13 protein-coding genes are annotated in these 19,830 nt (G+C 72.6%); all 13 read left to right on the top strand.

The features are described from left to right. Positions 1–172: 172 nt before the first annotated feature. Complete coding sequence (thyX, locus tag AC559T_RS31520) at positions 173–907, top strand: FAD-dependent thymidylate synthase (protein ID WP_071066395.1); 735 nt, start codon at positions 173–175, stop codon at positions 905–907. Between the two features lie 431 nt (positions 908–1,338). Further along, complete coding sequence (locus AC559T_RS31515) at positions 1,339–3,747, top strand: phosphoketolase family protein (protein ID WP_071066382.1); 2,409 nt, start codon at positions 1,339–1,341, stop codon at positions 3,745–3,747. A gap of 161 nt (positions 3,748–3,908) precedes the next feature. Further along, entirely contained in the window at positions 3,909–5,054 is a 1,146-nt protein-coding gene (locus AC559T_RS31510) for an acetate/propionate family kinase (protein WP_112107275.1), read from the top strand. A gap of 211 nt (positions 5,055–5,265) precedes the next feature. Further along, positions 5,266–7,044, top strand: a complete 1,779-nt coding sequence (locus AC559T_RS31505; protein ID WP_498871022.1) for a hypothetical protein — start codon at positions 5,266–5,268, stop codon at positions 7,042–7,044. 415 nt (positions 7,045–7,459) lie between these two features. Then, positions 7,460–8,446, top strand: coding sequence for a 4-hydroxy-tetrahydrodipicolinate synthase (gene dapA, locus AC559T_RS31500; RefSeq protein ID WP_112107271.1), 987 nt, complete (start codon positions 7,460–7,462; stop codon positions 8,444–8,446). Beyond that, positions 8,443–10,128 carry a ribonuclease J gene (locus AC559T_RS31495; protein ID WP_112107269.1) on the top strand — a complete coding sequence of 562 codons (1,686 nt, stop codon included), beginning with the start codon at positions 8,443–8,445 and terminating at the stop codon, positions 10,126–10,128. The genes dapA and AC559T_RS31495 overlap by 4 nt, the downstream gene beginning before the upstream one ends. Before the next feature lie 104 nt (positions 10,129–10,232). After that, positions 10,233–10,631, top strand: coding sequence for a PadR family transcriptional regulator (locus tag AC559T_RS31490; protein WP_071066386.1), 399 nt, complete (start codon positions 10,233–10,235; stop codon positions 10,629–10,631). 14 nt (positions 10,632–10,645) lie between these two features. Next, entirely contained in the window at positions 10,646–11,779 is a 1,134-nt protein-coding gene (locus tag AC559T_RS31485) for a hypothetical protein (protein ID WP_112107266.1), read from the top strand. 141 nt (positions 11,780–11,920) lie between these two features. Then, the gene (locus tag AC559T_RS31480; protein WP_498871021.1) at positions 11,921–14,719 is read left to right on the top strand and encodes an FtsK/SpoIIIE family DNA translocase; all 2,799 of its coding nucleotides are present in this window, start codon (positions 11,921–11,923) and stop codon (positions 14,717–14,719) included. A 250-nt stretch (positions 14,720–14,969) separates the two neighbouring features. Further along, a complete protein-coding gene (locus AC559T_RS31475) occupies positions 14,970–15,917 on the top strand; it encodes a helix-turn-helix domain-containing protein (RefSeq protein WP_498871020.1) in 948 nt (315 codons plus the stop codon). 95 nt (positions 15,918–16,012) lie between these two features. Continuing rightward, positions 16,013–17,779, top strand: coding sequence for a MiaB/RimO family radical SAM methylthiotransferase (locus tag AC559T_RS31470; protein WP_498871019.1), 1,767 nt, complete (start codon positions 16,013–16,015; stop codon positions 17,777–17,779). Then, on the top strand, positions 17,776–18,489 hold the full coding sequence (locus AC559T_RS31465; RefSeq protein ID WP_498871018.1) for a CDP-alcohol phosphatidyltransferase family protein: 714 nt from the start codon (positions 17,776–17,778) through the stop codon (positions 18,487–18,489). The genes AC559T_RS31470 and AC559T_RS31465 overlap by 4 nt, the downstream gene beginning before the upstream one ends. Continuing rightward, entirely contained in the window at positions 18,479–19,795 is a 1,317-nt protein-coding gene (locus AC559T_RS31460; protein ID WP_112105499.1) for a competence/damage-inducible protein A, read from the top strand. Before AC559T_RS31465 ends, AC559T_RS31460 begins: the two co-directional genes overlap by 11 nt. Positions 19,796–19,830 lie beyond the last annotated feature (35 nt).

Here is a 19,830-nt window from a genome sequence, read left to right as displayed (position 1 = left end):
CGCGGTCCGGCGCGTGAACACGGCTGGCGTGAACACGGTCCGGCTGCGCGGACGTCCACGAGTGGAGACGGTGGAGGTCGCTGTGGTGGAGGTCGGAGTGCCTGACGAGATCGACGAGACCGCCGGGTCGGAGCAGCTCGACGAGCCGAGCCCCGGCCCCGCGGCGGCCCGGATGAAGGTCCAGGTCATAGCCCGAACGGAGTTCCTCCCGCCGGACGACGTCCCGTGGAGCACCGACGCCGAGGGCGGCCAGGCACTCGCGGAGTTCGCCGGTCGCGCCTGCTACCAGAGCTGGAACAAGCCGAACCCGGCGACGGCGACGAACGCCGGCTACCTGCGGCACATCCTCGACGTCGGCCACCTGTCGGTGCTCGAGCACGGAACGGTCTCGCTGTACATCACCGGTGTCTCCCGGAGCCTGACCCACGAGCTCGTCCGGCACCGGCACTTCTCCTACAGCCAGCTCTCCCAGCGCTACGTCCCCGAGCACGATGCGGCCGTCGTCGAGCCCGAGGTGATTGCCACCGACCCCGAGCTGCACTCCCTGTTCACCGAGGCGGCCGCCGCGTCCATGGACGCGTACGCGCGGCTGCTGGAGGGCCTCGAGAAGCGTTTCGCGGACGTGTCCGCGCCGACCTCGCGCCGCAAGCAGGCTCGTCAGGCGGCCCGTTCGGTGCTGATGAACGCCACCGAGACCAGGATCGTCGTCACCGGCAACTACCGTGCCTGGCGGCACTTCATCGGGATGCGGGCCAGCGAGCACGCCGACGTCGAGATCCGCGGGCTGGCGATCGCCGCGCTGCGCGCCCTGCGGGATGTGGCACCGAACGTCTTCGCGGACTTCCGGGTGACCACCCTCGACGACGGCACGGAGGTGGCTTCCAGCCCGCTGGTCGGCGAGGGCTGACCCAGGCCGGGGCTGACGAAGCCGGGCGGGCCCGTTCTGTGCGGGTGGGCTCGTTCCGGGCGGGTCCGTTCCGGGCGCGCCGGAGCCCGTCCCGCCGTCCACGCTGGACCATGCCGCCCATGTCCGTCCATGCCGATCGGGGGTGCCCGTCGGGAAAGCCGTCCTGACCGCGTCGCGTCCAAAGGGCCGTCAGGCCAGGGCCGTGTCGACGCCCGCAAGGGACCACCGGCCCGGCGTTCACGCGACGTTCGCCCGGGTTTTGTCCGGGCGGAGTTAACCGGGTCCAGCCTTACAACGGATCAGCGTTCCGCCCGGTGTCGAGGGAACGATGGTGGGGTCGCCGGTAACGGCACCCACGCGGTAACGACACATGCGAGGCACGGTACAGACGAGGCAACGGCGCCGAGGCGGGACCAGCAGAGAGGGCGGGCATGATCAACGTCGCCGAGATCGGCGCGGAGTCCGGTGTGCAGAGCACGGGGCCGCTGTCCACCGAGGAGCTGCGACTGATCGACGCCTATTGGCGCGCCGCCAACTACCTCGCGGTGGGGCAGATCTACCTGCTCGACAATCCGTTGCTCACCGAGCCGCTGCGGGCCGAGCACATCAAGCCACGGCTGCTCGGGCACTGGGGTACCACGCCCGGGCTCAACCTCATCTACGCCCACATGAACCGCGTCATCCGCCGCAACGACCTCGACGCGATCTACGTGATCGGCCCTGGCCACGGCGGGCCGGGAATCGTGGCCAACACCTACCTCGAGGGCACGTACAGCGAGATCTACCCCTCCGTCACCCAGGACAGGGAGGGGCTGCGCCGGCTGTTCCGGCAGTTCTCGTTCCCCGGGGGAATTCCCAGCCATGTGGCGCCGGAGGTGCCCGGTTCCATTCATGAAGGCGGTGAGCTGGGGTACGCGCTCACCCACGCCTACGGCGCCGCCTTCGACAACCCGGGCCTGGTGGTCGCCGCCGTCGTCGGTGACGGCGAGGCGGAGACCGGCCCGCTGGCGGCGAGCTGGCACTCCAACAAGTTCCTCGACCCGGTGCGCGACGGCGCGGTGCTGCCGATCCTGCACCTCAACGGGTACAAGATCGCTCAGCCGACGATCCTCGCCCGCATCCCCGAGTCGGAGCTCGACGCGCTGATGCGCGGCTACGGCTACGAGCCGCTGCACGTCACCGGCGATGACCCCGCCGACGTCCACCAGCAGTTCGCCCGGGTGCTCGACACCGCCGTCTCGCGGATCTTCGACATTCAGGACCGCGCCCGCCGCGGCGGCGACTCGTCCCGCCCGGTGTGGCCGATGATCGTCCTGCGCACGCCGAAGGGGTGGACGGGTCCGTCGACGGTCGACGGCCGGCCGGTCGAGGGGAACTGGCGCTCGCACCAGGTGCCGATCGCCGAGCTGCACAACAACCCCGAGCATCTCGCCCTGCTGGAGTCGTGGCTGCGCAGCTACCGGCCCTGGGAGTTGTTCGACGCCGACGGGCGGCTGGTCCCGGAGCTCGCGGCGCTGGCTCCCGTCGGCACCCGCCGGATGAGCGCCAACCCGCACGCCAACGGCGGTGAGCTGCTGCGTGACCTGACGTTGCCGGACTTCCGTGACTACGCCGTCGACGTTCCCCAGCCGGGAGTGGGCTCCAACGAGGCGACGCGGGTGCTCGGCGGCTTCCTGCGCGACGTCATGCGCTCGAACCCGAACACCTTCCGCGTGATGGGCCCGGACGAGACCGCGTCGAACCGCCTCGGGGCGTTGTTCGAGACCACGTCCCGGGCCTGGAACGCCGAGACGGTGCCGACCGACGAGGACCTCGCCCCGGACGGCCGGGTGATGGAGGTGCTCTCCGAGCACCTGTGTCAGGGCTGGCTGGAGGGCTACCTGCTCACCGGCCGGCACGGCTTCTTCTCGTGCTATGAGGCGTTCATCCACATCGTCGACTCGATGGTGAACCAGCACGCGAAATGGCTGAAGGCGACCCGGCACATTCCCTGGCGCCGACCGATAGCCTCCCTGAACTACCTGCTCACCAGCCATGTCTGGCGCCAGGACCACAACGGCTTCTCGCACCAGGACCCGGGCTTCATCGACCACGTGGTCAACAAGAAGGCCGAGATCATCCGGGTCTACCTGCCACCGGACGCGAACACGCTGCTCTCGGTGGCCGACCACTGCCTGCGCAGCCGGCATTACATCAACGTCATCGTCGCCGGCAAGCAGCCGGCACTGAACTACCTGCCGATGTCGGACGCGATCGCGCACTGCACCCGCGGCCTGGGTATCTGGGACTGGGCGAGCAACGACCACACCGAGGACGGCGACGGCACCCCCGACGTCGTCATGGCCTGCGCCGGGGACATCCCGACCCTGGAGACGCTGGCCGCGGTCGACATCCTGCGCCAGAACTTCCCCGAGCTGAAGGTGCGGGTCGTCAACGTCGTCGACCTGATGTGCCTGCAGGCGGAGGCCGAGCACCCGCACGGCATGTCCGACGCGCGCTTCGACGCGCTGTTCACCGAGGACCGGCCGATCATCTTCGCCTACCACGGCTACCCGTGGCTGATCCACCGCCTCACCTACCGGCGGCGGAACCACGGCAACCTGCACGTCCGCGGCTACATCGAGGAGGGCACGACGACCACGCCCTTCGACATGGTCATGATGAACAACCTCGACCGCTTCCACCTGGTCGTGGACGTGATCGACCGGGTCGCCAGCCTCGGCGCCCGCGCGGCGCACGTCAGGCAGCGAATGATCGACGCCCGTCTCGCCGCCCGCGCCTACACCCGCGACCATGGCGAGGACGACCCGCGCATCCGTGACTGGACGTGGCCTTACTGACAGAGGCTTTACCGGGCGGCTGGCCGACCGTCTGACTGGAGGCATTGCTGGCCGACCGACCCGACCGTCTGACTGGGGCCTTGCTGGCCGCGACCGCACTGACCGAGGGCATGCTGACCGAGAGCGGCACGCGCCCACCCCGCCGGGAAGGACCGATAGACGTGGCGGACGTCCCGACGCGGGTTCCGGCCGGCGCCGTCGCGGCGGTGAACGTGCTCGTGGTGAACGCGGGCTCGTCCAGCGTGAAGCTGCGCCTGCTCGGCTCGGACGACCGGGTGCTGGCCGCCCACGACCTGCGCGCCGTGGCGGGGCGGCCCGACCCGGCGGAGCTGGAACAGGCCGTCGACGCCCTCGCGCACGCCGGCGAGGTCACCGTCACCGGACATCGTGTCGTGCACGGCGGGTCGACCTTCACCGACCCGGTGCTCGTTGACGAGCAGGTCGAACGGCGCCTGCGGGAACTCGTCTCCCTGGCGCCGCTGCACCAGCCGGCCGCGCTGGCGGCGCTGGCCGACGTGTCGGAGGCGCTCCCCGGTGTCCCACGCGTGGCCTGCTTCGACACCGCCTTCCACTCCCGGATGCCGCTCGAGGCCATCACCTACCCGGTCCCGGCCCGATGGCGAGAGCAGTACGGCGTCCGCCGCTACGGGTTCCACGGCCTGTCGCACGCCTACGCCGCCCGGCGGGCGGCCGAGCTGACAGGAGCGCGCCGGGTGGTCACCGCTCACCTGGGCTCGGGCGCGTCGTTGGCCGCCGTGCGGGACGGCGTCAGCATCGACACCACAATGGGCTTCACCCCGCTGGAAGGCCTGGTGATGGCCACCCGCTCCGGCACGGTCGACCCGGGTCTCCTGCTCTGGCTGCAGACCGAACAGGGGATGACCGCTCAGGAGCTCACCGACGTGCTGTTCCACGAGAGCGGCATGACCGGCCTGGTCGGGTCGGCGGACATGCGGGCCATCCTGACCGGCGCGCGCCGGGCGGGCACCCCCGAGGCACTCGGCATGGCCGTCTACCTGCATCGACTGCGAGCCGAGACAGCCGCGATGACGGCATCGCTCGGCGGCCTGGACGCACTCGTCTTCACCGGCGGCGTCGGGGAGCACGCCGGCCCGGTACGTTCCGGGGCCGCCACTGGCCTCGCCTTCCTCGGGATCGCGGTCGACGAGGAGCGCAACCTCTCCTACACCGGCGGCGACCTCGACATCAGCGCACCGGACGCACCTGTGCGCACCCTGATCATCGAAGCGCGCGAGGACATCGAGATCGCCCGCGCCGCCCGCGAACTCCTGGCCTCCCTGACCTGAGGCCCCACCCCGGGATAGGTCGCCCGAAGCCCTTCACCCAAGGGCTCCGGTCCCGGGGTTTGCCGTCCGAACCTCTCCACCTGGGGCTCTGGCTGGGGCTCTGGGCTGGGTCCGTCGGTGGCTGGCTGGAAACTGTGGGCTGCTACGGTCTCGTGGTGTGATCGGCACATTCCGGAGTGTTTCTCCCGGTTCCCGGGGCGGGGGCCGCTGAGTGGCGGGCTCGGGCGGCGGCTTCGGCGGATTCGGTGGCTTAGGCGGTTCAGGGGGTTCAGGGGGTTCAGGCGGTGCCGGGGGAGCCGGCGGTGCCGGCGGCTCGGGGGCCGTCAGCCGGCTACGCCGGTGGAGCAGGCGGGATGACGCCGACAGCGCCCCGGTGCTCGACCTCACCGACGTCGACGAGGTCACCACGATGTTGCTCGCGCCCCCAGCCGAGTACGCGGGGCTGCGCCGGCGGGTCGTCGACCAGTTCACGATCGTCAGTGCCAACCGCTGTCGGCTTACCCGCTCGGTGAACTGGGGCCCGCTCGACGGGCTGCTGAACAGCATTGTTCCGGGTACCGGGCGGCTCGACACCGTCGGCCGGCTGCCGCCCGAAGTCTGCCTGCTGCTGCCGATCTCCACGTTGCCCAAGCGTGCCCTGGTCGGATTCAATCTCGCCGGTCCGAGTGGCTCCGACGCCCACCTGATGCCGTACGGGACGTCCGTCGCGATCCAGGGCAACCTGATCGCGCTGCTCGCCGACGCCATCGGCTGCCCACTGCCCGGCCCGGCGCGCCGCGTCGTGGACGCGATCTCCAGGTTCCGCCCGGGGCGGCTGTCCGGCAACCTGCCTGGGCTGGTGCCCCGCAAGGGACATCCGCTCTCGCTCGAGGCCGTCGCGACCTATCTTGCGCGCGAGGCGGATCTGTCGGTGCCGGATGTGACACTGCGGTCGTGGCAGGCGCTGCTCGAGCCGGCCCAGCTTCTGCTGCGCTCGGCGCTGGCGGAGCCCTTCGACCCGCTGAGCAGTGCGGACACGATGCTGCTCGCCGCCGGCGAGCTCTGGCGTGATCCGGACGTCCCCACACCGCTGGAGGTCGCGCACATCGGTTACTACCTGCGGGAGTTCACCGCCTGGATCGACGAGCTGAGCCTGGCGGGCCCGGCCGCGGTGCCGGTGCTGAGCACGGTGGCGGAGTACGGGCGGCGCTGGGAGGCGCTCGCCGCCGTCACCCTGGACCCGTACCGTCCCTGCCTGATCAAGATGTCCGAGGAGCGGCGGACGGTGCTGGCTCGGCGTTGCCCTGTCCGTGATGAGTCACTCACTCTGCGGCAGCGGTGGCTGGCGCCGGTGGCCCTCGTCGACATCGACCCGGGCGGCCCGGGCAGCTACCACGTGAGCGTGGGCACCGACGACACCAGTATCGAGCTGAGCACGCCGATCACGGTCGACCTGGAGCACCGCCGGATCGCCCGGACCTACGTCGAGGACGTCCACCAGAACCGTGAGGTGTACGCGTTCTACACCACCGATGCGCGCCGGGCGGCGCGGGCGAAGCTGGTGGTGGGCCTCAGTGTCTCGCCGGACGTCGCCCGCGTCACGCTGGCGATCCTGGTCCTGATGTGTCTCACCGTGGCCTTGTCGGCGTTGCCGTTCGAGCTCGGAGCCGACGCGGTCGCGGTCGTCGCGGTGCCGTCGTCGTTCGCCGCGACCCTGCTGCTGACCAGGGAGCGGTCGAGCCTCGCGGCCTGGGTGCTCGGCCCGGCCAAGCAGGCACTGCTCGCGCTGCTGGTGGCGCTGGCCGTGCTTTCGGGGCTGCGTGCCCTGGGCTGGCACACCCCGCCGGCGGACCCGGGCGGGTCGATCATGTCGGTTCCGGGAGTGTCGTCCCAGCTAGGGACGCTGGCCCCGGCCGTGCCACCGGGGCGTTCGGTGAGCTTGTCCGCATTGGTGGCCGCGACGGACCAGCCGGGCACGTGGCAGGTGGGAGGAGCTGGTCCGCGCCGGTGAACGGCGACCGCCGCACCGGCTGTGGCGGTACCCTGAACACACTGTCGTGCGAGACGGGGCGGTGGGTATGCCGAAGAACTACGGCGCGGGCGTCACGGGTGGCGCGGCCGCCTGTGGCGCGGCTCGCGTGGGCGGCCCGCTGTCGTTCGTCCGTCTCGGTCGTCGTGAGCTGTGGATGCGGCTCGACCGAAACATGGTCGCCGGTGCCCGTCGAGGGTCTACGAGCCATCCTCCCGCCGCCTCCCCGGGCGCGGCGAGGGTGGCATCCGGGTCATGAAAGCCGCTCAGAAGTAGTTCCTGGTTCCTGCCCCGGCCCGCCGGTGCGGCGGCCGACCCGGCGTGACCGTCCGGTCGGTGCCGCCCGCCCGCGGTGGGGGGGCCGCCGACTGGCGCCGCTTGGCGACTGTCGGAGGAGATGTCGGAGGTGCCCGCTAGCGTGGCAGGTATGTCAGCATTGCCCCCGGCCCCGTTCGGGCGGATGATCACGGCGATGATCACGCCGTTCACCGCGGACGGCGGGCTGGACGTCCCCGGCGCCGCGGCACTCGCGGGGCATCTCGTCGACGCCGGTAATGACGCGCTGGTCATCAACGGCACCACGGGCGAGTCGCCCACGACCTCGGATGCCGAGAAGGACATCCTGGTGCGCGCCGTCCGTGACGCGGTCGGCAGCCGCGCCCAGGTGATCGCCGGCGTCGGCACGAACGACACCCGGCACACCGTCGAGCTGGCCGAGGCGGCCGAGAAGGCGGGCGCCGACGGCCTGCTCGTGGTCGCGCCGTATTACAACAAGCCGCCGCAGGCCGGGCTGCTCGCGCACTTCCGGGCAGTTGCCGACGCGACATCCCTGCCTGTGATGATCTACGATATTCCCGGCAGGTCCGGTGTACCGGTCGCGACCGAGACTCTCCTGAAGCTGGCCGAACACTCGCGTATCGTCGCGGTCAAGGACGCCAAGGACGATCTCTCCGCGTCTTCGTGGGTACTGGCCAACACCGGCCTCGCCTACTACTCGGGCACGGACGTGCTCAATCTTCCGCTTCTGTCCGTCGGTGCGTGCGGTGTGGTCAGTGTCGTCGGTCACGTGGCCAGCCCCGCCATTCGGGCGATGATCGAGGCCTTCGGGGCCGGTGAGGTGGGTCGGGCGATCGCGCTCCACAAGGGCTTGCTGCCCGCATATCAGGGAATCTTCCGCACTCAGGGTGTGATCACGGCAAAGGCGGCGCTGGCCATGGCCGGCCTGCCCGCGGGGCCGGTCCGCTCCCCGCTCGTCGACGCGACGGAGGCCGAGCGAGCCCAGCTGCGTGCCGACCTGGCCTCGGCCGTGCTCGATCCCGGGCCCCCGCCCGGGCCCGCGGGGCCGGGCGCCGCCGCGGTCGTCCCGGGGACGGCGGCTTCATGATGCATCCGCACCCGGAGCTGGGCCCCCCACCGCCGCTGCGTGCCGACGGCCTGAGGATCATCCCGCTCGGCGGCCTCGGTGAGATCGGTCGCAACATGACCGTGTTCGAGCATGCCGGGCGGCTGCTCATCGTCGACTGCGGGGTGCTCTTCCCCGAGACCGACCAGCCCGGCGTCGACCTCATCCTGCCGGACTTCACCGCAATCCGGGACCGCCTGCAGGACATCGAGGCGGTCATCCTCACGCACGCGCACGAGGACCACATCGGCGCCGTCCCGTACCTGCTGCGCGAACGGCGTGACATCCCCCTGGTCGGCACCCGGCTGACGCTCGCGCTCATGGTGGCCAAGCTCGCCGAACACCGCATCCAGCCGGTGACCCTGCAGATCCGCGAGGAGGAGAGGCACTCGTTCGGTCCCTTCGACCTCGAGTTCCTCGCCGTCAACCACTCCATCCCGGACGCGGTCGCGGTCGCGATCCGCACCGACGCGGGCCTGGTGCTGCACACCGGCGACTTCAAGATGGACCAGCTCCCGCTGGACGGGCGGCTCACCGACCTGGGCGGCTTCGCCCGGCTCGGCCGCGAGGGCGTCGACCTGCTGCTCTCGGACTCGACCAACGCCGAGGTCCCCGGCTTCGTCGCCTCGGAGCGCGCGATCGCCCCCGTGCTCGACAAGGTCTTCCGCGAGGCGGACAGGCGCATCGTCGTCGCGTGTTTCGCCAGCCACGTCCACCGCGTGCAGCAGGTGCTCGACGCCGCCGAGTCGCACGGCCGGTCGGTCTGCTTCATCGGCCGGTCGATGGTCCGCAACATGGGTGTCGCCCGTGATCTCGGCCTGCTGCGCGTGCCGCCCGGTCTGGTGATCGACAGCCGGGACGTCGACTCGCTTCCCGACCGCAACATCTGCCTGGTCTCGACCGGGTCGCAGGGCGAGCCGTTGTCCGCGCTGTCCCGGATGGCCAACCGGGACCACGCGATCCGGATCCAGGAGGGCGACACGGTCGTCCTGGCCTCCAGCCTGATCCCGGGCAACGAGACAGCCGTGTTCCGGGTGATCAACGGCCTGACCAGGTGGGGCGCCCGGGTCGTACACAAGGGCGTGGCGATGGTCCACACCTCCGGGCACGCCCCGGCCGGTGAGCTGCTCTACGTGCTCAACGCGACCAAGCCGTCGAACATGATGCCCGTCCACGGTGAGTGGCGGCACCTGCGTGCGCACGGCGCGCTCGCGGAGGCCACCGGCGTCCCACCGGACCGGGTCATCATCGCCGAGGACGGCATGGTCATCGACCTCATCGACGGCCAGGCGGAGATCACCGGGGCGGTGCCCTGCGGGATGGTCTTCGTCGACGGGCTCGCCGTCGGCGACGTCGGGGAGTCGAGCCTGAAGGACCGGCGGATTCTCGGCGAGGAGGGCTTCATCACGATCACGGTCGTGGTGGACGCCGCCGCCGGCAAGGTCGTCGTCGGCCCGGATCTCTCCGCCCGTGGGTTCTCCGACTCCCGGGCCGCGTTCGAGGAGGTCCGCGGCAAGCTCGCGGACGCCCTCGCCGACGCGATGCGCTCCGGCATGACCGACACCAACGCGCTGCAGCAGCTCGTCCGGCGCACGGTGGGCCGTTGGGTCAACGACCGCTACCGCCGCCGCCCGATGATCCTCCCGGTCGTCCTGGAGGTCTGAGCAGGTCCTCCCGGCCCTGGACCAGCCCCATGGTCCAGGGCCGGTTCTTTGTCCTGATGGTCAATTGGTCGATATATACTGTGCGACGGTATATCTTCGCGCGTATGGCTATGGAGGACATGCGGGAACCGACGTTCCTGGTGCTCGCCGCGCTGGCTGACGGTCCGCGCCACGGGTACGCGGTGATCCGCGAGGTCACGGACATCTCGGGCGGTCGGGTGACCATGCGGCCGGGCACGCTCTACGGCGCGCTGGACCGCCTCGCCGGCGAGGGCCTCGTGCGGGTCGAGCGAGAGGAGGTCGTCAACGGGCGGCTGCGGCGGTACTACTCGCTGACCGATGACGGGGCGGGAGTGCTCACGGAGCAGACCGAGCGGCTGCGGGCCAACGTCGCCGAGGCTGACCGCAGGCTGCGCCTGCGCGTCCGGCACGCCACGGGCCCGGCGACGGCGTTCGCACGGGTGACCAGGCTGGCGCCCCCGAGCGTGCCGGCGATCGGCTGAGGGCGCGGCGGACGATGAGCGTGGAGAAACCTGACCCGCGGTCGCACCAGGGCGACGCCGAACCACCCGGTGCCGAACCGTCCAGTCCGGAGACCGCCTACCGCCGGTTGCTGCTCTGCTACCCGCGCCGCTGGCGGGAGGCCCGCGGCGAGGAGCTCCTCGGCACGCTGCTCGACGGCGCCGAGGCGGCCGGGCGTACCCGGCCGAGCAGGGCGGAGGCGGTTGACCTCGTCGTGCACGGCCTGGCGACCAGGTGCGCTGTCGGCGTCGGCGTTCTGCCGGCCGGCGTACGCGGCGCGACCGCGGCGCTGGCACTGGCCATCGGCGCGGGGCTCAGCGCGGTCTGCCTGGTGATGGCCGAGCGGCAGCCGGCCGTGGATCAGCGCCTGGCGGCCTGGCCCACCGTCGCGCACCCATGGACGGACCGGGGGCTCGGGCCCTTCCTCACCACCGGCCCGCTGGTCTTCGTGCCCTGGCTGGTCGCGCTCGCCGCCGCCGTCGCCGGCCGGCGACGGATCATGCTGGTGGCCCTCGTGGTGACGTATCCCGCCACCGGGGCGGTGCTCGCGCTCGGCCGTCACACCGACCTGCTGCGCCCACCGCTGTCGCTGCTTCTGGTGCTGGCGGTGCTGGCCGTCCCGGCACTGGCGGGGGCCGCGGTCACCCGCGCGCCCGGTCGCCGGGGCGCGGGCCCCCGGGGCCTGGTGGCGGCGACGGGCGCCGTCCTCGGCTGGGCCGCGCTCCTCGGCGCCTTCGGCTACCAGTTCGGATTCTGGACGGCGCCCGGCGGTGGCTTCCTCAGCACGGTGCGACTGTCCTCGACGGGCTACTGGAGCAGCTCCTTCTACGGATCGCTCGCCGAGACGGTGCCGCAGGGGCTGCTCGCGGGCGGCCTGCTGGGCGTGATCGCGGGTGTTCGGCGGCCGGGCTGGGTGGCCGCGGTCTTCGCCTGCGGCGTAGTCCTCTGCGTGCTCCCGGTGCTCAGGGCGTGGGTCGACCACTGGAGCTTCTACCAGCGGGTCACCCAGATCGCTCTGACACTGGCCGTTCTGCTGTCCGCGGGGCTGGTCGACGCGTGGCGGGCCCAGCGGATCCTGTCGACCAAGGGCCCCGCGGGCCCGGCTGGCGTACCGCCGACACTGATCTGACGGCTTCTCGTCAGCTCAGCGCTCAGCCGAGGCGGGTGGATGGCCCGACCGGGCGGGGAGGATGCCCGGGGCCACAGATGTGGCGCGCCCGGATAGTCTGGGTTGCAGCGACTCGCGTCACTTCCCGGGTACCTTCTCCGCGTGGCCACACGCACGTCCAACGCGCGCACGCAGGCGCAACCCAAGCCGCGGACGGCCACGGCGCGATCCGGCGGCTCGGGCGGCTCCGGCGGTACCGGCCGGGCTCCGGCCAAGGGCCGCGCCGGGTCGCCCACCCGAGGCGGTGCCGCCCGTGGGGCGAGCACCCGCCGGCGGACGACCGCGCCGCGGGCGCCCGTCCAGCTGCTGATCGCCCAGGCGGTGATCAAAGCTGTCTACCACGGCTGGATGGCCGCCGCCGGCATGCTCGGTGGTCTGCTGCGCCGTTTCGGCCGCGGGACGCGGGATCTGCGCATCGACTCCGGGCACCGGCGGGACGGGCTCGGCCTGGCGGCGTTCGGCGCCGCGATCCTGCTCGGTGCCGCGTTGTGGGGCGGGGCCGGGGGCCCGATCGGCGCCTTCGTCGCCGCGGGGGTGGAACTGTTCGTCGGCGTCGGCGCGCTGGCGGTCCCGCTGTTCTGCCTTGGTGCCTCCTGGCGGCTGGTGCGCTCGCCGTCCGATCCGGACAGCCGTGGCCGGGTCGTGATCGGCTGGGCCGCGGTCGCCGTCGGGATCCTCGGCGTGCTGCACATCGGCCGTGGCCTGCCGGACTTCGCCGACGGCACAGGCAGGCTGCGTGACGGCGGCGGCATGCTCGGGCTGCTCGGGAGCGCGCCGCTGGCCAGCGCCGTGACCCCCTACGTGGCCGTCCCGCTGCTGCTGCTCATCGCCTTCTTCGGGCTGCTGGTGGTGACGGCGACGCCGGTCCGCCAGGTGCCGGAGAAGCTGCGTGAGCTCGCCGACCGGCTCACCGTCCCGATCCGGGCGCCCGGCGATTCCTACGACGAGTTTGACGACGAGTACGACGATCTCGACGCCGACGGTGACGCCGCCAAGGGTGTCATCGACGAGCTGCTCGAGGACGAGGCGCCGCCGCGGGGCCGGCGCGGACGCGGTCGCGCCGGACGCTCCCGGTCCGCCGAGGGCGTCTTCGACCTCGACGCCGAGCTGGCGGGCGCCGGTCCGGCAGGCGCGCAGGACGAGCCGGCCGGCACCGGGCGTTCCCGGCCGGGCCGGTCCCGCCGGGCCGCGGTGCCGGACGCCGAGGCCATGGATCCCTCGGATCTGTTCGCCGACGTCGCCGGGCTGACCGATGGCGAGGAGGATGCGGACGGCGTCGCCCCGGTTGTCGGCGCGGGCGGCGCGGGCGCCGGTTCGCGGCGGGCGCGTGGCCGGGCGGGCGCCGCCGCGGGCGACGCGGCCGCGCGGTCCGTCCCGTCCCCGGCCCAGCCGCCCGGCCCGGATGACATCGAGTACCTCGTCCCGCCGACGGACGGTGCCTACCGGCTGCCGTCGCCGACGCTGCTGCGCTCCGGCACCCCGCCGAAGGTGCGCTCGGCGGCCACCGACGGTGTCATCGCCTCCCTGACGGACGTCTTCACGCAGTTCAAGGTGGATGCCAAGGTCACCGGGTTCACCCGTGGGCCGACGGTGACCCGGTACGAGGTGGAGCTGGGCTCGGCGGTGAAGGTCGAGCGCATCACCCAGCTCGGGAAGAACATCGCCTACGCGGTCAAGAGCCCCGACGTGCGGATCATCAGCCCGATCCCGGGCAAGAGCGCGGTGGGCATCGAGATCCCGAACACCGACCGCGAGCTGGTGTCCCTGGGCGACGTCCTGCGCAGCGGTGAGGCGACCGGGAACCCGCACCCGCTGGTCGTGGCCCTCGGCAAGGACATCGAGGGCGGCTACGTCCTGGCGAACCTGGCGAAGATGCCGCACATCCTCATCGCGGGCGCCACTGGTGCGGGTAAGTCGACCTGCATCAACACGCTCATCACCAGCGTGCTGGCCCGTGCCACCCCGGACCAGGTCCGGATGGTCCTCGTCGACCCGAAACGGGTCGAGCTGACGAGCTACCAGGGCATTCCCCATCTCATCACGCCGATCATCACCAATCCCAAGAAGGCGGCGGACGCGCTGCAGTGGGTGGTGAAGGAGATGGAGAACCGCTACGAGGACCTCGCGGCCTGCGGTGTTCGCCATGTCGACGACTTCAACCGGAAGGTGCGGGCGGGCGAGATCGTCGCGCCGCCCGGTTCGGAACGGGTCTACACCCCGTATCCGTACATTCTTGCCATCGTCGACGAGCTGGCGGACCTCATGATGGTGGCCCCGCGCGACGTCGAGGACGCGATCTGCCGGATCACGGCCATGGCCCGGGCGGTGGGGATCCACCTGGTGCTGGCGACACAGCGGCCCTCCGTGGACGTCGTCACCGGTCTGATCAAGGCGAACGTGCCGTCCCGGCTGGCCTTCGCCACGGCGTCGCTGGCCGACAGCCGGACGATCCTGGACCAGGCCGGCGCCGAGAAGCTCGTCGGCCTCGGGGACGCGCTGTTCCTGCCGATGGGGGCGAGCAAGCCGGCCCGCATCCAGGGTGCGTTCGTCTCCGAGGACGAGATCTCCGCGATTGTCGACCACACCAAGGAGCAGGCGCAGCCCACCTTCGTGGTCGACGTCTTCGAGGGCGGCGGCGAGGCGCGCAAGGACATCGACGAGGAGATCGGCGACGACATGGCGCTGTTCCTCCAGGCCGTCGAGCTGGTGGTGAGCACCCAGTTCGGGTCGACGTCCATGCTGCAGCGCAAGTTGCGGGTCGGGTTCGCGAAGGCCGGCCGCCTGATGGACCTGATGGAAAGCCGCGGGATAGTCGGGCCCAGCGAGGGCTCCAAGGCCCGCGACGTACTCGTGATGCCCGACGAGCTGGAAGGACTTCTCACGACACTCCGCAGCGGATAAGAAAGTCAGGATAGGTCCGTTGCCAGCTGTCGGAGGTCGGCCGGCGACCGTAATATCGGCTGGCGCACGCCAGCGGCGCCAGTGGCATAACGGGTGCGGAGGTTCGTTCATGCAGTCAGCGGACGAACCGGCGAGTCCCGGGTCGGCGACCCCCGGGTCGGCGAGTCCCGGGTCGGCGAGTCCCGGGTCGGCGAGTCCCGGGTCGGCGGGCACCGCGCCGTCGAGTCCCGGGTCGGAGGTTCTCGAACCGGTGACCGCGAAGCCGGCGGCCCCGGGCCCCGCGGTCCAGATCCCGGCGCCCCAGCAACCGGTGCCTCCGGACAAGTCGGCTCCGGACAAGTCGGCTCCGGGTGGGGCGGCTCAGGAATCCCTGGGCTCGGTCATCGCGGCGGCGCGCCGGGCCGCGGGCCTGACGATCGACGACGTGAGCGACCGGACGAGAATCCGCGCCTCGCTGATCGAGCGGATCGAGCAGGACGACTTCTCCGGCTGCGGCGGCTCCGTCTACGCGCGCGGGCACCTGCGCAGCATCGCGACGACGCTCGGGCTCGAGCCCGGCCCCCTGCTGGCGGTGTACGACGCCGGGCACGAGCACGTGCCGTCCCCGGTCGTGGTCGCCTCGCCGGAGTTCGACCCGCTGCACGGTGGCGCGGGGCGCAACCGCGGCCTTGGCGGCTTCCGCTGGGCACCGGCAATGATCATCTCGCTGGTGGTGGTGTGCGCGCTGGCGCTCGTCGCGCTGCTGCTGCCCTCGGGCGGGGGCGACTCGGACGACTCGGCCACGCCCCGGCCGAGCGCGCCGCCGAGCGCCCCGGCCGCCACGGCACCCCCCGGCCCGGCCCCGGCGCCCACCACCCCGCCGCCCCCCGGGGTGAACGTGCGGGTGGAGGCCCGCGACGCGCAGAGCTGGCTGGAGGTCCGCGACGACAGCGACAAGGTGCTGTTCGCGCAGCTCCTGCAGCGGGGCGACAGCCGTGAGGTGTCCTCCGAGGGCGCCCTGGAGATCAAGATGGGCAACGCGGGCGCCGTCGACCTCTCCTGCAACGGCACGAGCCTGGACCGGGCCGGCGGGCCGGGCGAGGTCGTGACGATCCGGCTGGCGCTCGCCGCGACCGGCGGCGGCTGCACGGTCGACGGGCCGGGCACGGGCGGCCTCGCGGCCGGCGGCCTGGCGATGACGGCCCCGCCGACCGGCTGACGTCGGGCTTGGCGGGCTGGCCCGGGGCTCGGGTCGGCCACGCCGGGCCGGGGCCGTCGGCGCGTTGTCCGCGGGCGCCCCGGTAGCCTGAGTCCGTGTCTCCTCGTCCTGCACGCCGGGTAGCTCTCGTCACGCTCGGGTGTTCCCGTAACGAGGTGGATTCGGAGGAGCTCGCCGCCCGCCTCGCCGCCGACGGCTGGGACCTGGTCGACGACGCCGCCGACGCGGACGCCGTCCTGGTCAACACCTGCGGTTTCGTCGAGGCGGCTAAGAAGGACTCGATCGACGCCCTGCTCGCCGCCGACGCACTGCGCGGGCCGGGTGACAACGGGCCGGGTGACGGTGAGTCCGGCGATGACGGGCCGGGCGGCGGCGCGACCACCGGGCAGGCGACCGCGTCGGGCGGGCCGCGCGCGGTCGTGGCCGTGGGCTGCATGGCCGAGCGGTACGGCCGGGAGCTCGCCGACACGCTGCCCGAGGCGGACGCCGTCCTCGGCTTCGACGCATATCCGCGGATCTCGGCGCACCTCGACGCGGTGCTCGCCGGCTCGGCGCCGGCCTCGCACACCCCGCGTGACCGGCGCACGCTGCTGCCGATCTCTCCGGTGGAGCGGGGCGACGCCTCCCGCGCGGCGCACTCGCCGCACATCCCCGGTCACATCCAGCTCCCCGGTGGTGGACGTGTCCTTCCGTCGCCGGACGGCCGACCGGCGGCGAACAGCCGCCCGGCAACGGACCTGGCGGACCTGGCGGACCTGGCGGACGTGGCCGGCCGGGCGGAGCCGGCGGGGGAGGGCGCAGCCGGTACCGGCCGGCGGCGGCTCACCTCCAGCCCGGTCGTGCCGCTGAAGCTGTCGAGCGGTTGCGACCGCCGTTGCGCCTTTTGCGCCATCCCGTCCTTCCGTGGCTCGCACGTGTCCCGCCGGCCGGAGGAGGTGCTGGCCGAGGCCGAGTGGCTGGCCGGGCAGGGCGCCCGCGAGCTTGTCCTGGTCAGCGAGAACTCGACGTCCTACGGCAAGGATCTCGGCGATCTGCGGGCGCTCGAGAAGCTGCTGCCCCGGCTGGCCGCCGTTCCGGGGATTGTTCGTGTCCGCACCGTGTATCTCCAGCCGGCCGAGCTGCGGCCGTCCCTGCTCGAGGTGCTGCTGACGACGCCGGGCCTGGCGCCCTACCTTGACCTGTCGTTCCAGCACGCCAGCCCGGCGGTGCTGCGGCGGATGCGCCGGTTCGGCGGCTCGACCGACTTCCTGGACCTGCTGCGGCGGGCCCGCGCGCTGCTCCCCGACCTGGGCGCCCGCTCGAACGTGATCGTCGGCTTCCCCGGTGAGACCGACGAGGACGTCGACATCCTGGTGAATTTTCTCGAGCACGCCGACCTCGACGCCGTCGGGGTGTTCGGCTACTCCGACGAAGAGGGGACGGAGGCCGCCGGGATGGCGGGCCACGTCGACCCCGAGGAGATCGAGAGCCGGCGGGCCGAGGTCACCGACCTCGTCGAGCAGCTCACCGCAGGCCGCGCCGAGCGCCGCATCGGCACGACCGTCGAGGTGCTCGTCGAGGAGGTGGCCGGCGGTCTCGGGTACGGCTGCGCCGGGCACCAGCAGGCCGACGCCGACGGCTCCTGCACGGTCCGCCTGCCCGCGGGCGGGCCACCGGGCGGTGTGTCCGTCGGGGACCTCGTCGCGGCCCGGGTCGTGGCGGCCGAGGGCGTCGACCTGATCGCGGAGTTCACCGGCGTGCTCGACCGCGCCGGCGCCGGGCTGGCCAGCGCTGGGTCGGCCGGGGCGGGTTCCGTGCTGCCGCCGATCCCGGACGGGGTCGGCCCGATGGACGCGGTGGGCCACCCTTCGGGCGTGGCGTGACCGGCACCGGCGACCTGGTGGCGCCGAAGCCGCCGGTCCTCAACATCGCGAACATCCTGACGATCGTCCGGCTGGCCCTGGTGCCGGTCTTTGTGGCCTTCCTGTTCGCCGGCCCGGACACCGACGGCTGGCGCTACGCGGCGTTCGGCGCCTACGCCGTCGCCGCGATCACCGACCAGATCGACGGCTCGATCGCCCGCCGCCGCGGCCTCGTCACCGACTTCGGGATTCTGGTGGATCCCATCGCGGACAAGGCGCTTACCGGTGCCGCGCTGGTCTCGCTGTCGATCCTCGGTGAACTGCCCTGGGTGGTCACCATCGTGGTCGCCGTCCGCGAGATCGGCGTGACGCTGCTGCGGCTGTGGGTCATCCGGTACGGGGTGATCGCGGCCAGCCGGGGTGGTAAGGCGAAGACGCTGCTCCTCAACATCTCGCTCGGGCTCTACGTCCTGCCGCTGGAGGGCGTGGCGGCCACGGGACGGGCGGTGATCCTCGCCTGCGGTGTCGTCGTCGCCGCGGTGACCGGGGCGGACTACGTCTACCGGGCGCTGGCGCTGCGCCGCCGGGCCACCGCGGCGGCCCGGCCGGGCGGCGCTCCCGACGTGCCGACTCCCGACGTGCCAAACCTGGGCGAGCCGGCTGTGGGTGAGGACCAGGGGGCCGTGACCGGGCCCGGAAGACCCGGAAGAGGAGAGATCGATGCGCGCTGAGCTGCTGGCGGTGGGGGACGAGCTCCTCTACGGGGACATCGTTAACGGCAACGCGGCCTGGCTGGGACGCCAGCTCGCCGACGTCGGGGTCGAGGTGGCGACGTCCACCGTGGTCGGTGACCTGATCTCGGACATCGCGACCGCTATCGGTGTCGCGCTGGGACGCGCCGACGCCGTGATCATGACGGGCGGGCTCGGCCCGACCCAGGACGACCTGACCCGCGAGGGGATCGCCCTGGCCGCCGGCGTGGGCCTGCGCCGGGACGAGGCCGAGGAGGCCATCCTGCGCCGCCGCTTCGAGGAACTGGGGCGATCGCGTTCGGGCACGGGGGGCCGTGGGGTCCCGGAGATGAACTTCCGGCAGGCCGACCTGCCCGTCGGCGCGCAGCCCCTGCCCAACGGCCCGGGCACCGCGCCCGGCGTCCGCATGGAGATCGGCTCCGGTGTCGTCTACGCCATGCCCGGCGTCCCGTTCGAGATGCACGACATGTTCACCCGCAGCGTGCTGCCGGACATCCTGCGCCGGGCCGGTCAGCCCGCGGTGGTCGTGCACCGGGTGCTGCGCACGGCGGGCATGTGGGAGTCGATGGTCGCCGAGGCGCTCGCGGACGAGGTCGCGCGGCTCGAGCCGATCGGGAACCCGCGCATCGCGTTCCTCGCCAGCGGCGGCCAGACCCGGGTGCGGATCACCGCCCGGGCCGCCGACCGGGCGGCCGCGGAGACGCTGATCGCCCCGGTCGAGCAGGCGGCACGCGCGGCGCTCGGCGCCGGCGTCTACGGCGGGGACGACGAGTCGCTGGAGGGCGTCGTACTGGAGCTGCTGCGGGCCGAGGGAGCGACGCTCGCCGTCGCGGAGTCGCTCACCGGCGGGCTGCTGGCGGGCCGGCTGACGGACGTCCCCGGCGCCAGCTCCGTGTTCCGCGGCGGGGTCGTCTCGTACGCCACCGAGGTGAAGGGGAGCGTGCTCAACGTCGACCGGGACGTCCTCGCGACCGAGGGTGCGGTCTCGTCCGCGACGGCCGAGGCGATGGCGGCCGGGGCCCGTGACCTGCTCGGAGCCACCTACGGGCTCGCCACCACCGGCGTCGCCGGCCCGGAGGAGCAGGAGGGCAAGCCGGTCGGCACCCTGCACGTGGGGCTGGCCGGTCCGGACGGTTCGACGTCCCGCTCGCTGCGGTTGCCCGGTGACCGGCCGCGGGTCCGCGAGTTCGCCGTCGTGCAGGCCCTGGACGTGCTGCGCCGTGCCCTGGAGGGCCGCCCGGGCGCCAGCGGCTCGAGGCTGCCGGAGCAGGCCCGGGCGCACTGACCTCCGCCGCCGGCCGCCCGATGGTGGGGCGGACG

The sequence above is a fragment of the Frankia sp. Hr75.2 genome (assembly GCF_949319125.1).
Lineage (GTDB): Bacteria > Actinomycetota > Actinomycetes > Frankiales > Frankiaceae > Parafrankia > Parafrankia soli.
Note: the sequence above shows the minus strand (reverse complement) of the source record. Positions and strands in the feature narration are given on the sequence as shown.

What these genes read in the sequence shown, in the direction of transcription:
- thyX (WP_071066395.1), top strand. Translation starts at nt 173, where the DNA reads ATGAAGGTCCAGGTCATAGCCCGAACGGAGTTCCTCCCGCCGGACGAC.
- AC559T_RS31515 (WP_071066382.1), top strand. Translation starts at nt 1,339, where the DNA reads ATGATCAACGTCGCCGAGATCGGCGCGGAGTCCGGTGTGCAGAGCACG.
- dapA (WP_112107271.1), top strand. Translation starts at nt 7,460, where the DNA reads ATGTCGGAGGTGCCCGCTAGCGTGGCAGGTATGTCAGCATTGCCCCCG.
- AC559T_RS31495 (WP_112107269.1), top strand. Translation starts at nt 8,443, where the DNA reads ATGATGCATCCGCACCCGGAGCTGGGCCCCCCACCGCCGCTGCGTGCC.
- AC559T_RS31490 (WP_071066386.1), top strand. Translation starts at nt 10,233, where the DNA reads ATGGCTATGGAGGACATGCGGGAACCGACGTTCCTGGTGCTCGCCGCG.
- AC559T_RS31485 (WP_112107266.1), top strand. Translation starts at nt 10,646, where the DNA reads ATGAGCGTGGAGAAACCTGACCCGCGGTCGCACCAGGGCGACGCCGAA.
- AC559T_RS31460 (WP_112105499.1), top strand. Translation starts at nt 18,479, where the DNA reads ATGCGCGCTGAGCTGCTGGCGGTGGGGGACGAGCTCCTCTACGGGGAC.